General features: G+C 63.3%; 14 protein-coding genes and 1 pseudogene. 7 read left to right on the top strand and 8 right to left on the bottom strand.

The window, feature by feature from the left end:
- From EN993_RS21410 to EN993_RS21430, 5 genes are all read left to right on the top strand, one after another.
- Nucleotides 1–484 (top strand): branched-chain amino acid ABC transporter permease (locus tag EN993_RS21410; RefSeq protein ID WP_164757742.1); only part of this gene is annotated, 484 nt, incomplete at its 5' end.
- A 188-nt stretch (nt 485–672) separates the two neighbouring features.
- On the top strand, nt 673–1257 hold the full coding sequence (locus tag EN993_RS21415) for a TRAP transporter small permease subunit (RefSeq protein ID WP_127264754.1): 585 nt from the start codon (nt 673–675) through the stop codon (nt 1255–1257).
- Nucleotides 1257–3038, top strand: coding sequence for a TRAP transporter large permease subunit (locus tag EN993_RS21420; RefSeq protein WP_109665686.1), 1782 nt, complete (start codon nt 1257–1259; stop codon nt 3036–3038). The genes EN993_RS21415 and EN993_RS21420 overlap by 1 nt, the downstream gene beginning before the upstream one ends.
- Before the next feature lie 19 nt (nt 3039–3057).
- Nucleotides 3058–4086, top strand: coding sequence for a zinc-dependent alcohol dehydrogenase family protein (locus EN993_RS21425; RefSeq protein ID WP_164757743.1), 1029 nt, complete (start codon nt 3058–3060; stop codon nt 4084–4086).
- 364 nt (nt 4087–4450) lie between these two features.
- Entirely contained in the window at nt 4451–4825 is a 375-nt protein-coding gene (locus EN993_RS21430) for a VOC family protein (RefSeq protein ID WP_127264756.1), read from the top strand.
- A 119-nt stretch (nt 4826–4944) separates the two neighbouring features.
- Here the strand turns inward: EN993_RS21430 and EN993_RS21435 are convergent, their stop codons facing one another.
- On the bottom strand, nt 4945–6054 hold the full coding sequence (locus EN993_RS21435; protein ID WP_127264757.1) for a TRAP transporter substrate-binding protein: 1110 nt from the start codon (nt 6052–6054) through the stop codon (nt 4945–4947).
- Nucleotides 6055–6319: 265 nt separating this feature from the next.
- Here EN993_RS21435 and EN993_RS21440 point away from each other — a divergent pair, with 265 nt between their 5' ends.
- A complete protein-coding gene (locus EN993_RS21440) occupies nt 6320–7093 on the top strand; it encodes a gamma-glutamyl-gamma-aminobutyrate hydrolase family protein (protein ID WP_127264758.1) in 774 nt (257 codons plus the stop codon).
- On the opposite strand, the gene EN993_RS21445 is transcribed toward EN993_RS21440, so the two are convergent.
- The 6 genes from EN993_RS21445 to EN993_RS21470 all read right to left on the bottom strand — a co-directional run bounded on the left by EN993_RS21445 (nt 7094) and on the right by EN993_RS21470 (nt 11791).
- Nucleotides 7094–7498, bottom strand: a complete 405-nt coding sequence (locus tag EN993_RS21445) for a hypothetical protein (protein ID WP_109666697.1) — start codon at nt 7496–7498, stop codon at nt 7094–7096.
- Nucleotides 7499–7616: 118 nt separating this feature from the next.
- A complete protein-coding gene (locus tag EN993_RS21450) occupies nt 7617–8204 on the bottom strand; it encodes a hypothetical protein (RefSeq protein ID WP_127264759.1) in 588 nt (195 codons plus the stop codon).
- Nucleotides 8205–8219: 15 nt separating this feature from the next.
- Nucleotides 8220–9203 (bottom strand): 2-hydroxyacid dehydrogenase, encoded by a 984-nt coding sequence (locus EN993_RS21455; protein ID WP_127264760.1) that lies wholly within the window; start codon nt 9201–9203, stop codon nt 8220–8222.
- Nucleotides 9200–10222 (bottom strand): LacI family DNA-binding transcriptional regulator, encoded by a 1023-nt coding sequence (locus EN993_RS21460; protein WP_109665662.1) that lies wholly within the window; start codon nt 10220–10222, stop codon nt 9200–9202. The genes EN993_RS21455 and EN993_RS21460 overlap by 4 nt, the downstream gene beginning before the upstream one ends.
- A gap of 77 nt (nt 10223–10299) precedes the next feature.
- Entirely contained in the window at nt 10300–11184 is an 885-nt protein-coding gene (locus tag EN993_RS21465) for a DMT family transporter (RefSeq protein ID WP_164548558.1), read from the bottom strand.
- Between the two features lie 199 nt (nt 11185–11383).
- The gene (locus EN993_RS21470; RefSeq protein ID WP_109665653.1) at nt 11384–11791 is read right to left on the bottom strand and encodes a DUF2000 family protein; all 408 of its coding nucleotides are present in this window, start codon (nt 11789–11791) and stop codon (nt 11384–11386) included.
- A gap of 50 nt (nt 11792–11841) precedes the next feature.
- Between EN993_RS21470 and EN993_RS21475 the strand changes: the two genes are divergently transcribed.
- Complete coding sequence (locus EN993_RS21475; protein ID WP_127264761.1) at nt 11842–12714, top strand: AraC family transcriptional regulator; 873 nt, start codon at nt 11842–11844, stop codon at nt 12712–12714.
- A gap of 24 nt (nt 12715–12738) precedes the next feature.
- Here the strand turns inward: EN993_RS21475 and EN993_RS21480 are convergent.
- Nucleotides 12739–12937 (bottom strand): annotated as a pseudogene (locus EN993_RS21480) (MarR family transcriptional regulator); the annotation flags it as partial.

Below are 12937 nucleotides of genomic sequence, written 5' to 3' on the forward strand. Positions count from 1 at the left end.
GGGCACGACCTTCAAGGCAACGCTGACGCTCATCCAACTCATCGATTGCGCGGTGGCGCTGGCGGCAATCGCGCTGGCCAGCTGGGCGTTTGCCGGCTCAAGCTTCGGCCGGCGCTGGCGCGCCGTCTCCGACGACCCCAAGGCGGCGGCGATGTGCGGCGTCGACGTGCGCGCGGTGTTCCGGCATGCGGTCCTGTTCGGCGGCTTCTGCGCAGCGCTGGCCGGCGTCATGGCCGGCCTCTATTACGGCAATGTCAGCTTCGGCTCGGGCCTCGTCTACGGGTTGAAGATCCTGTTCGTGACGGCGGTCGGCGGCTATCTGTCACCGCCACGGGCGGCGCTGGGCGCGGCCGCCTTCGGCATGGCCGAATCGCTGTGGGCCGGCTATTTCCCGGTCGAATGGCGTGATGCGTGGATGTATCTGTTCCTGGTCGCCACGCTGATACTGATCGGCGCCGGCCGCGACACCGGCAAGCTCGCCTGAGCCATCAGACTTTGGTTGCATGACGCGGGGGCAGACCGCCGGTATACGGCACTGCCTGCCAAGCAACGATATTTTGCTGCCTCTATCCTTGTTGACCCGTCAGTCCACGCGCGGCATACCGTTGGACCACGCGGCGTGACGGACAAGAAGGGGGAAGCCGGCACGCCTCCGGTACAAGGGAGGAATGCATGGCAGGGCTGCTCGCTCTATCCAGGACCATTGATCGCACCAACGAATTCATCGGCAAATGGGTGTCGTGGCTGATCCTGCTGGCGATCCTGGTGAGCGCCGCCAACGCCATCATCCGCAAGGTCTTCGACATATCCTCGAACGCCTGGCTCGAGTTGCAGTGGTATCTGTTCGGCGCCGCCTTCATGCTGGCCGCCGCCTATACACTGAAGCAGAACGAACATATCCGCATCGACATCGTCTACGGCCTGTTCCCACGCCGCGTGCAGCACTGGATCGACCTTTTTGGCCATGTCTTCTTCCTGATGCCGTTCGTGACGCTGATGGTGGTCTATTTCGTTCCCTATGTATCGCTGTCGTTTCGCAGCGGCGAGATGTCCAACAATTCCGGCGGGCTGATCATCTGGCCGGCCAAGGCAATCCTGCTCGTCGGCTTTTTCCTGCTCGCGCTTCAGGGCATCTCCGAGATCATCAAGAAGATCGCCATCATGCGCGGCGACATGGACGACCCCAATCCCTTCATATCGGCACATGAGCAGGCCGAGCTCGAAGCCAAGGCGCTGGCCGACGAGGTGCGCTCGTGATGGAGTTCATCGCCCAGAACATGGCGCCCATCATGTTCGCCTCGCTGATCATCTTCCTGCTGATCGGCTATCCCGTCGCCTTCTCGCTGGCCGCCAACGGCTTGATGTTCTTTTTCATCGGCGTGCTCCTGTCGCCCTATTCCGGCGGATCGATCAACCTCGCCTGGCCGCTCCTGCACGCATTGCCGGATAATTTCTACGGCAGCCGGGTGATGTCGAACGACACGCTGCTGGCCATTCCGTTCTTCACCTTCATGGGCATCGTGCTCGAGCGATCGGGCATGGCCGAGGACCTGCTCGACACGATCGGCCAGCTGTTCGGGCCGATCCGCGGCGGCCTCGCCTATGCGGTGATCTTCGTTGGCGCGCTTTTGGCGGCGACCACCGGCGTGGTGGCGGCTTCCGTCATCGCCATGGGCCTGATCTCGCTGCCGATCATGCTGCGCTATGGTTATGACCGCCGGCTGGCATCCGGGGTCATTGCCGCGTCGGGCACGCTTGCCCAGATCATCCCGCCCTCGCTGGTGCTGATCGTGCTCGCCGACCAGCTCGGCCGCTCGGTCGGCGACATGTATGCCGGCGCGCTGATCCCCGGTCTCGTCCTGACCGGCCTCTACGCGCTCTACATCCTGATCGTTTCGATCTTCCGGCCAAAAATGGTGCCGGCGCTGCCGCTGGAGGCGCGCACGCTCGGCCATGGCGTCATGTCCTTGCTGGTGGCATTGGCGGTCACGGTCGCGATTTCCTACGCGGCGTATCGCTATCTCGCGCCGGCACATGGCGACAATGCCGACATTCTCGGCGCCACTGCCGGGGTGCTCTTCATCTACATCGTGGCGATCGCCGACAAGGGCCTGAACTTCAACATGATGTCCAGGCTGGCCCAGCAGGTGATCATCGTGCTGATCCCGCCGCTGGCGCTGATCTTCCTGGTGCTGGGCACCATCTTCCTTGGCATCGCCACCCCGACGGAGGGCGGCGCCATGGGCTCTGTCGGCGCCCTGATCATGGCGGCGGCAAAGGGCCGGCTGTCGCTGGACGTGGTCAAACAGGCACTGACCTCGACGACGCGGCTGTCGTCCTTCGTGCTGTTCATCCTGATCGGCGCGCGGGTGTTCTCGCTGACCTTCTACGGCGTCAACGGCCACATCTGGGTCGAACACCTCTTGACCTCGCTGCCGGGCGGCGAAGTCGGCTTCCTCATCGGCGTCAACATTCTCGTCTTCTTCCTCGCCTTCTTCCTCGACTTCTTCGAGCTCGCCTTCATCATCGTACCGCTGCTGGCGCCGGCCGCCGACAAGCTCGGCATCGACCTGATCTGGTTCGGCGTGCTTCTGGGCGTCAACATGCAGACCAGCTTCATGCACCCGCCCTTCGGCTTCGCGCTCTTCTACCTGCGCTCGGTGGCCGCCCGCGTGCCCTATCTTGACCGCCTCACCGGCAAACAGATCGCGCCGGTCACCACCGGACAGATCTATTGGGGCGCGGTGCCCTTCGTCTGTATCCAGGTGATCATGATCGGGCTGACCATCACCTTCCCGCAAATGGTGATGCACTACAAGGGAACGACCGTCGATCCGGGCACCATCGACTACAAGGTGCCGGAGGTGCCCGGCCTGTCGCCGCTCGGTACGCCGCCGGCGGATGGTGCAGCACCTGCTGGTGGCGGCACGGCGCCGGCAGCCCCTGACCTTTCGCAACCGCCGAGTTTCGGCGACGCGCCGCCGGCCAAGCCGGCAGCGCCACAGCCGGACCTGTCGCAGCCACCAAGCTTCAACTGAGACCGCCATGGCGACGATGATGAAAGCGGTGAGGCTTGAGGCGGTGGGCAGCATCGCGCTGCGCGACGTCGCCAGGCCTGACATCGGACCGGACGAGCTTCTGGTGCGGATCGAAGCCTGCGGTGTCTGTGGCACGGACCGGCATCTGTTTCACGGCGAATTCCCGTGCACGCCGCCGGTGACGCCCGGCCATGAGTTTTCCGGCATCGTCGAAGCGATCGGCAAATCCGTCTCGGGCTTTGCCGTCGGCGATCGCGTCACCGGCGACCCCAACATTGCCTGCGGGCGTTGCGCGCATTGTCACGCCGGGCGGGTCAACCTCTGCAGCAATCTGCGCGCCATCGGCATCCATCGTGATGGCGGTTTTGCCGACTATCTTGCCTTGCCGCAGAAGCAGGCTTTTGTCCTTCCCGCCGATCTGAAGCCGACACATGGTGCCTTCTGCGAGCCGCTCGGCTGTTGCCTGCATGGCGTGGACCTTGCCGGGATCAAACCGGGCAGCTCGGTGGTCGTGCTTGGCGGCGGCGTAATCGGCCTGCTCACCGTGCAACTGGCAAGACTGGCCGGGGCCACGACCATCATCCTGTCGACCAGGCAAGCCTCGCGGCGCGCCCTTGCTAGGGATTTCGGCGCGACAGTGACGGTCGATCCGACCGCCGCCGATGTCGTCAAGGCCATCGCCGGACCGGCCGGTCTGGTGCCAGGTGGTGTCGACGTCGTCTTCGAATGCGCGGGCGTGCGAGAGACCGTCGAGCAGTCGATGCGGCTGGCCCGCGCCGGTGGCACGGTCGTCATCGTCGGCGTGACGCCGCAAGGCATGAAAGCGGAATTCGAGCCCTTCGACCTGCTGTTCCGGGAACTGAAAGTGCTCGGTTCCTTCCTCAATCCCTACACCCATCGCCGCGCCGCCGAACTCATTGCATCGGGTGCAATCGAGATCGACAGGTTGATCTCCAGGCAGGTGCCACTTGAAGACGCGGCGGCAGTAGTCGCCAATCCACCGGCGCCCGGCGAGGTCAAGGTGCTGGTGGTGCCGCGCCGAGACTGAGCTGCCCGGGCCGTCATCCGGCCTTGCGCGCATGCTTGCCGGCAACCCATTGATCGGCTATTAGGGGCGCGCCGAAAAAGACATGACCGGTCCGGTAGTCCGGTCTCTTCCGTTTCTGTTTTTCGAGCATGATCTCTGGACAAACGGAAACCGTTTGTCCGTGAAAACCGGACGCCACTTTTCGGGATCATGTTTGGCGGAAGCCTGTTCACCGCATGATTTGCGGGAGAACCCGCGGCCGGCAAGCGAGGCGAAAGCCCGTGGGCCGGTTGGGTCATGTCCGGATTTCCTGATGCCACGGCCCACCGGTTCACGGTCTGCAGCCAAGCCTGTCCGCATTTCAACCCGCGACAGGACAACGACCATGAAACTGAACCACGCCAATCTCGTTACGCCAGAAGTCACGGCTCTTGCCGGCTTCTTCACCAGCCATTTCGGCTTCGAGCTTCTCGCTGTGCGCGGCAAGGATGCTTTAGCCGTGCTGCGCGGGACCGATGGCTTCATCCTCAACCTGATGATTCCGGGCAAGGGAGGGACCGCCAGCTATCCCGGCGGCTTTCACATCGGCTTCCTCGTCGGCAAACCGAACATCGTGCATGCAAAACAGGCCGAGCTTGCCGATGCGGGCTTCGCGCCTGGCGAGGTGCAAGAGCTGACGCGCGGCGGCGTCAGCTCGACGACCTTCTATTGCCACGCGCCGGGCGGAATACTGGTCGAGGTCAGTTCCTCGCCGGCCTGAAAAGAAAGACCCCGGGCGAGCAGGCCCGGGGTCTTTGGATGAAGGCGATGGGCTGCTCTATCTCTTTGTTTGACGCAATTCCGGACGGAAAACCGCTGCGCACTTTTCCTGGAATTGCTCTAGAGCTTGCCGTTGCGCTGCTGGACCATCATGAAGGTGTCGTAATTGTATTCGGCCACCTGTGCCCAGAGATAATGCTCCTTGCGGAACCCCTTGATCGATTCCCAGATCTTCTTGAACGGGGCGTTGGAGGCTTCCATTTCGGCATAGACCTCGTTGGCCTTTTCGAAGCAGGCGGCCATGATCTCCTGGCTGAACGGCCGCAGTTTCGCGCCACCAGCCACCAGCCGCTTCACCGCCGCAGGGTTCAAATAATCGTATTTCTGCAGCATGTTGGCGTCGGCAGCCTGCGCGGCAGTGCGCAGCAGCGACTTGTACGTCGGCGAAAGCTCGTCGTATTTCGCCTTGTTGAACATCAGGTGGACGGTCGGGCCGCCTTCCCACCAGCCGGGATAATAGTAATAGGGCGCGACCTTGTAGAAGCCGAGCTTCTCGTCGTCATAGGGGCCGACCCATTCGGCGGCGTCGATGGTGCCTTTTTCCAGCGCCGGATAGATATCGCCGCCAGCGATCTGCTGCGGCACGACGCCGAGCTTCTGCACCACCTTGCCGGCAAAGCCGCCGATACGCATCTTGAGGCCGGAAAGGTCAGCCACCGTGTTGATCTCCTTGCGGAACCAGCCGCCCATCTGCACACCGGTGTTGCCGCCCGGCAGGCCGAAAAGGCCCTGCGTGGCGAGAAACTCGTTGAACAGGTCGATGCCGCCGCCATGGTAGTGCCAGGCATTCATGCCGCGCGCGTTGAGCGAGAAGGGAACGGCCGCACCGAGCGCCCATGTCGGGTCCTTGCCCCAGTAATAATATGCCACCGTGTGGCAGGCCTCGACCGTGCCGGCCGTGGTGGCGTCGGCCGCCTGCAGGCCCGGCACCAGCTCGCCGGCGGCGAAGACCTGTATCTGGAAATTGCCATCGGTGGCTTCCGACAGCATCTTGGAAAATACCTCGGCGCCGCCATAGATGGTGTCGAGCGACTTCGGGAAGGACGACGCCAGCCGCCACGTCACCTTGGGATTGGAGTGGGCTATTGCGGGCGCCGCCAGCGTGGCCGTCGCCGCTGCGGCACCGACGCCGGTGACACCGGCCTTGCGAATGAATGAACGACGATCCATGAAGTTCCTCCCTTTTGGATCAACAGACCGACGTACGGGAAATCCTCGGTTTCCGTGTCGGTTCGTTCGAGACAATACACAGGCAAGAAGTCGAGTCCAGCACGCCGGCCCGATTTGACAGCGAAGCCCAGCTGCCCTGCAACTATAGTCTAACAGGCCGTTTCGTGGCCCATGCGACACGCTGAAACTTGGCATGGAAAAATAACCAGGGATCGCCTATTTTAGAGGCAGGACATCCCTTGCCCAGATGGAACACAGAGCCAAAATGCATCAGCCGCTCGTCGCCATATCGACCGACGTCCGTCAGTTCGACAACTACACTTGGCATGCCGCCCCGCAGCAATATCTGGAAGCGGCGATCACCGGCGCCGGCGTGTTCCCGCTGCTGGTGCCATCGTTTGGCGACCGGCTCGACTTCGACGAACTTCTGTCGTCAGTCGACGGCGTCATGGTCACCGGCTCGAAATCCAATGTGCATCCATCGCTCTATGGCGGCGATGCCTGCGAAGCCAATGGCCCCTATGACCCGGCGCGCGACGCCACGACGCTGCCGCTGATTCGCCGGGCGATCGAACGCGGCGTGCCGCTGCTCGCCATCTGCCGCGGCATCCAGGAATTGAACGTGGCGCTCGGCGGCACGCTGGGCACCGAGATCCAGGAGCGCGAAGGTTCGCTCGACCACCGCGCGCCGGTGAGCGACAAACAGGACGAACGCTTCGCCATCCACCAGACCATTTCGATCAAGCCAGGCAGTTGTCTGGCCGGCGTGTTCGGTGCCGGCGACATCAAGGTCAATTCGTTGCACCGCCAGGCGATCGACCGGCTCGGCTCGAAGCTGCAGATCGAGGCAGTCGCCAGCGACGGCACGGTCGAGGCGGTTTCGGTGCGCGACTCCCGCGCCTTCGCCGTCGGCGTGCAGTGGCATCCGGGATATTGGGTCAAGTCGGGCAGCAAATCGGTGAAAATATTCCGGGCCTTCGGCGATGCGGTTCGGCTGCACGCCGCAGCGAAGGCTGGCGCGCGGGCCGCAGCGGAATAATCAGTCGCCGGATTTCTTATCACCGGTGGCCGCCAGCGACAGCAGCGGCAGCGCCGGGGCATAGGATTCGTAGCCGTCGCCGTCGGCAGCCGCGAAGGTAACTATCGGATCGACGCCGTTGGCGCTGAAGGCGACCGTGCCGTCGTTTTGCTCGCGCCAGAACTTCGCCTGCTCTATGCCCGGCAAGAGCCGGCGGCATTTCGGAGCAACGGTGAGCAGCGACAACCCGTCCGAAATTTCGGCCCCGCGGCTGACCGCACAGGCCGCCTCATCGCCATTGGCGACCAGCCTGTAGCTGTTGGACGGGGCGGCCTCGTTGGCCACGCTTTCCCCGCTGCCTAGATGAAACAGCTGAACGCCGCCAAACAGCGCTGTGACAGCGATCAATGCGGAAAGTGCTTTCATCTTCTTCATCCACGCACACGGACAGGATGGAGAATGATTCCAAAGGGTTAAGCTGACGTTAATAAGTGTGGCGGCGCCACTCCTGATATCAACGGATGTCGAGGACGAAACCGTCGGACTATTGCGGGACTGCCAACGAATAGCGATCTGAAAGGAGCTTGAAGAGCCACTCCCGCTCGACATCGGTGGCGGCTGAGGCAAGTTGGACCCTCTGGGCACCCGCGTCGACTGTCAGGCGGTTGCACGTATCGCCCTCGCGTAGTTTCAGCGATTTGAGCTGCGTCCGGTCGATTTTGAGTTCGGTTCGTTTCGGCAATAGAGAGGGCCATACAGGGAAGGACCTGGAGCTAGGCATCTTGAAGGGCGGTACTCCCGGATCATAGACGAGCCCAGCGACCTCCAGCTTCATCATTTCAGGCGCGGATCTCTGGAAAACGCGGCGAACCGTCAGCACCGCAAAGAGGCCCCCGATCGTCCAGGCACAAAGCCAGAATACGAGAAATGCCGTTCCGCCTCCAACCGGCATCGTCATGATCTGGTGGGCGGCGAAAATCTCTCCGAAAGCCCAGCCGCCAAGCCAGAAAAGCATGAATACGCCTGCCATATAGGTGGCGGCGGGCGGTTTTGGGTAAGGGATCGAAACGACCTGCTCCCGGCCACTGGTTGCGACCGAGATGGTGGAGTTTTCGGGCAGCTTCACAGCCATCGGATTGCCCTTTGGCTAGCCTCGAGCCTTCACACTCACCGTCTCCGGTACCGGCGTCAGCGGCCGGCGCTCGGTGAACCAGGACACCAGATTGTCGACGCACAGATCCGCCATGGCGCGGCGTGTATGGTCCGAGGCCGAACCGACATGCGGCAACAGCGAGGTGTTCGGCGCGTCGAGCAGCGCCTTGGGCACGTTCGGTTCGTCGGCAAAGACATCTAGGCCGGCAGCGGCGATGGTGCCGTTGGCGAGCGCTGCCGCAAGCGCTGCCTCATCGACCGTGCTGCCGCGGCCGATGTTGACGAAGATACCGTTGGTGCCGAGCGCCGACAGGATTTCGGCGTTGACCGCCTTCTCCGTCGAGGCGCCGCCCGGCGCCACCGAAATCAGCGTATCGACTGCTTCGGCAAGACCTTTCAGGGTCGGGTGGTACTGATAGGAAAGGCCTTCGACATGGCGCCGGTTGTGGTAGGCGACCGGCAAGCCAAAGGCTTCCAGACGCCGGGCGATGGCCTGCCCAATGCGACCCATGCCAAAGATACCGACGTTGCGCCCGCGCAAGGTTAGCCGGCTCAGCGGATAGTTGCCCTTGCGCACCCAGCTGCCGTCGCGCAGCCAGGTTTCGGCGCGCGGCAGGTCGCGGACAGTGTTGATCAGCAGCCCGATGGCGGTGTCGGCGACCTCCTCGGTCAACACGTCAGGCGTGTTGGTGACCATGATGTTTTTTGCGGCCGCATGGCCGACATCGACCGAATCATAACCGACGCCGAACGAGGCGATGAGTTCGAGATTGGGCAGTGCATCCATCATCGCCGCGTTGATGCCGGCGAACGAAGCGATGCCACGCACATTGCTGCGCATCTCGTCGGTGACCAGAGACGGATCGGCGCGTTCGACTGTGACGCGCCTGAATGTGTGGTTGATGCGGTCGACCGCGTGGTCGTTGAAATCGCCCGGCACCAGAATGGTGACGGTCTGCAGTTGTTCGGCCTTGGTCATGCACGCTCCACCGGCTTGCCGGTCGACTGACGCACATGCAGTTCCGGCTTGATCAATTCCTGCGAGGGTCGCACCGTCTGCCCGTTGAGCTTGTCGAGCAGCGCGCTGGCGGCGCGGCGGCCAACCTCGCGCTGGCCGTTCCAGACGGTGGTCAGCGCCGGCGTCGCGATCGCCGCCTCTTCGAGGTCGTCATAGCCGGTAACGGAGATGTCGACGCCCGGCACCAGGCCGGCGCGGGCAATGCCGTTCATCAGGCCGATGGCGACAAGGTCGTTCCAGCAGCAGGCAGCGGTCGGCCTGTCCTTCAGCGCCAGGAACTGTCCGGCGGCCTCGAAACCGGCTTGCTTGGTGCGCGGGCCGGCAATGCGCCAGGACGGCCTGACTTCCAGTCCGGCCGCGTCCATCGCGTTGACATAACCCTGATAGCGGTCGCGGCCGGTCGAGGTCTGGTCGGTGCCACCGATCATGGCGATGCGCTTGTGGCCGAGCGAGATCAGATGGTTGGTGGCAAGCCCGGTGCCATAGGCATCGTCGCCGCGAAAGACCGGCACGTCGGCGCCCTCGACGGTGCGCGCGATCAACACCGCCGGCAGGCCGTTCTCCTCGGCCATCACGATGTCGGAAGCTGGTGTGCCGATGGCCGGCGACATGATGACGCCGTCGGCGCCAAGCTGCAAAAGCGTGTCGATGAAAGTGCGCTGCTTTTCGAGCTGATCATAGTGGTTGGACAGGATGAAGGTCTGCCGGCTGCGGTCGAGCTCGCTTTCGATCGAGCGCAGGATCTCGGCGAAGAACGGGTTCATGATGTCATGGACGACGACGCCGACAATGCCCGAACGCGAGGTGCGCAGGCTGGCGGCGCGTCGGTTGTAGATATAGCCGATGGCGCGGGCATGTTCCTTGATGCGGTCGCGGGTGGCCCCGGCAACCAGAGGGCTGTCGCGCAGCGCCAGCGAGACCGTGGCCGTGGACACGCCGAGCGCATCCGCGATCGTCGAAAGCTTGATTTTCTGTGCCAGCGCCTTGCGCTCCCCGGACCTGAATTTCCAGACCTAAACTGTTTAAAGGCGGCGTTATGCCACCGATCGGGGGCAAATCAAAGTTTTTTTGCCAGCGCTTCGGCCTCGACATCGGAGGCCGCGCGGCTCTGCAGCCGAAGCCGGTGCTCACGATGGACGATGTAGAGGCCGCTGGCGACTATGATGGCGGCGCCGACCAGCGTCCAGCGGTCGGGAAACTGCTTGAAGACGATCCAGCCGGAAATGATCATCCATACCATCTGCGAATAGGGATAGGGCGCCAATGCCGTGGTTGTCGCCAGCCGGTAGGCCTGGACCAGCAGCCAGTGGCCGACGCCGCCGAACACGCCGAGCATGAGCAGCACGAACCAGTGCCAGCCGTCATGCGGCAGCGAAAACGAAAATGGCAGCAAGGGCAACAGCAGCAGCGCCGGCGCCAGCGCCGAGAACAGGATGAGGCTTTCCGACGTCTCGGTCGCCGACATGCGGCGCGTCATGATGACGTAGAAGCAGTTCGACAGCATCGAGCCGAGAGCGAAAAGATGCCCGATGCCGAAAACGCCGACGCCCGGCCGGGTGATGATGAGGACACCGGCGAAGGCCGCCAGGATCGCCAGCCAGCGCCGCCAGCCTGCCCACTCGCCAAGCAGCGGACCGGCCAGCGCCGTGATTACCATCGGCCCGAAGAAATAGATCGAGGTGGTCTCGGCCAGTTGCAGGGAGCGCAGCGCCAGGACGTTGAATATGGTCGAGCCGAACAGGAACAGGCCGCGCAGGACATGTGCCGGCAGGTTGACCGGGCGGAACCGCACCGGTTGGCGCCAGCCGCGCAGCAGCGTGCCGACCAGCACCACATGCACGGCAAAGCGCACCCAGGCAACGATCAGCACGGAAACGCCGGCAAGGACGAGGTATTTGCTTGAGGTGTCGAGGAAGGTGAAGAAGACGTAGGTGGAAAGCATGCACAGGATCGCCACCGGGGGCGTTGCGCTTTCTGGATGTCTTTGGGGAGCACTCACTTGCAGGCCGGGTGGGAAGCTGGGCTGAAGCCCACCTTTGCGGGAATTGCCGGCTCCCGGCAAGCCAATTGTCGCCTGCCGCCACACCAAAGCCGGCTGGCATAACAAGAGCCCAGGCGGGTTTGGTCCATGCTTCGGAAAACTAGGCGTGCATGCGGGCGCCCTTGGTGATCTTGTCGACCAGCTTCTTCTCGGCGCGTATCGCAATACCGACCACCTTGGCGTCTTCAGGCGCGAATTCGGCGAAGACGGCACGGTTGGCCGCGTCAAAGCCGGTCGCGAACATCTCCTCGACATAGAGCGAGGTGGTCACGCCGCGCTCCAGCGTGCGCCGGTGGATGGTGCCCAACGTTGCCTGGTCGGCGGACAGCACGATGACGGGCTGGATCGACAGCGGGTTGTAGAGATTGCCGGCGCGGTCGCGATAGGGCCCGCCGATGATGTCCGGAAACTGGGCCACGATGCCGCTGGTCAGAAAGGCCGTGACGTTGAGTTTCTGCCAGACCGGCAGATCTTCCCTGAGCACGATTGCAAATTTCGTATCGAACATGAGACATTGGCCATTCGAGCTTGTGCCCCAATGCGAGGCTGAAGGAGACGATGTCGCACGATCTAGACAGCCAGGCCTTCAGGGGTCTTGGACGTTTGTGCGTTGATGCTGCGGAGAACTGCATCATCTCCGCCCCCGACCCCACCGGCATGGAGCGGATCGAGGCGCGCTTCCATGGCAGCGCGTTCGACCTGCATCGCCACGATACCTATTCGATCGGGGTGACGCTGCACGGGGTGCAGACGTTTCGCTATCTCGGTGCTACGCGCCACAGCCTGCCCGGCCAGATCATCGTGCTGCATCCCGACGAGCTGCACGACGGCGGCGCCGGGACCGAGGACGGCCTGCGCTACCGAATGCTCTACCTGGAGCCGTCGCTGATGCTCGGCTGCCTTGGCGGCGCGTCGCTGCCTTTTGTCAGGGATGGCGTGGTGACGGACACCGCCTTCTGCGCGACGCTGCTTTCGGCGCTGGGACCGCTCGAGCAGGAACTCGACGAGTTGTTCGTCGACGACTTCCTGACGCAACTGATGCAAAGCCTGACACGGCATGCCGGCCAACCGGCGAAGCCGATTACCAAGACAGCGTGGCGGGCGGCGACACTGGCGCGCGACTATCTCACGGAAAACCTGACACGGCCGGTGCGTTCCGGCGAACTGGAAGCGATAACCGGGCTCGACCGCTATGCCTTGTCACGGCATTTCCGCGCCGCTTTCTCGACCAGTCCGCATCGCTTCCTGGTGATGCGCCGGCTTCAGTGCGCGCGGCGGATGATCGCCGCCGGCGAGCCATTGGCGCAGATCGCTATCGAAGCCGGCTTCAGCGACCAGAGCCATTTTATCAGGCAATTCAAGAAGGCGTTCGGCATGACGCCGGGGCGCTGGTCGTCGCTGGTCCATGGATCCACCGCAAAGGCGGCCTGATCGCCTGCCGCGACGATCGGCTGATCAGTCGTCCGACTCTGCGTCGTCGTCGATGAGCACCAGTTCCTCGTTCGAGAGGTTGGCCTCGATGCGGGCAAGCAGCTTGAACAGCGCCTTCTGGTCCTTCTTGTCGAGGCCCTTCAGCGCCTGCTTCTCGGTCTTCTTCACCGATTTCTCGATGGCGTGGATGATGTCGCGGCCGGTGTCGGTGAGGAAGATATCT

The organism is Mesorhizobium sp. M7D.F.Ca.US.004.01.2.1, from assembly GCF_003997785.1.
GTDB classification, from domain to species: domain Bacteria; phylum Pseudomonadota; class Alphaproteobacteria; order Rhizobiales; family Rhizobiaceae; genus Mesorhizobium; species Mesorhizobium loti.

What these genes read in the sequence shown, in the direction of transcription:
- EN993_RS21445 (WP_109666697.1), bottom strand. Translation starts at nt 7,498, where the DNA reads ATGAAAGCACTTTCCGCATTGATCGCTGTCACAGCGCTGTTTGGCGGC.
- EN993_RS21425 (WP_164757743.1), top strand. Translation starts at nt 3,058, where the DNA reads ATGAAAGCGGTGAGGCTTGAGGCGGTGGGCAGCATCGCGCTGCGCGAC.
- EN993_RS21435 (WP_127264757.1), bottom strand. Translation starts at nt 6,054, where the DNA reads ATGGATCGTCGTTCATTCATTCGCAAGGCCGGTGTCACCGGCGTCGGT.
- EN993_RS21430 (WP_127264756.1), top strand. Translation starts at nt 4,451, where the DNA reads ATGAAACTGAACCACGCCAATCTCGTTACGCCAGAAGTCACGGCTCTT.
- EN993_RS21470 (WP_109665653.1), bottom strand. Translation starts at nt 11,791, where the DNA reads ATGTTCGATACGAAATTTGCAATCGTGCTCAGGGAAGATCTGCCGGTC.
- EN993_RS21420 (WP_109665686.1), top strand. Translation starts at nt 1,257, where the DNA reads ATGGAGTTCATCGCCCAGAACATGGCGCCCATCATGTTCGCCTCGCTG.
- EN993_RS21450 (WP_127264759.1), bottom strand. Translation starts at nt 8,204, where the DNA reads ATGGCTGTGAAGCTGCCCGAAAACTCCACCATCTCGGTCGCAACCAGT.
- EN993_RS21415 (WP_127264754.1), top strand. Translation starts at nt 673, where the DNA reads ATGGCAGGGCTGCTCGCTCTATCCAGGACCATTGATCGCACCAACGAA.
- EN993_RS21465 (WP_164548558.1), bottom strand. Translation starts at nt 11,184, where the DNA reads ATGCTTTCCACCTACGTCTTCTTCACCTTCCTCGACACCTCAAGCAAA.
- EN993_RS21475 (WP_127264761.1), top strand. Translation starts at nt 11,842, where the DNA reads ATGTCGCACGATCTAGACAGCCAGGCCTTCAGGGGTCTTGGACGTTTG.
- EN993_RS21455 (WP_127264760.1), bottom strand. Translation starts at nt 9,203, where the DNA reads ATGACCAAGGCCGAACAACTGCAGACCGTCACCATTCTGGTGCCGGGC.
- EN993_RS21440 (WP_127264758.1), top strand. Translation starts at nt 6,320, where the DNA reads ATGCATCAGCCGCTCGTCGCCATATCGACCGACGTCCGTCAGTTCGAC.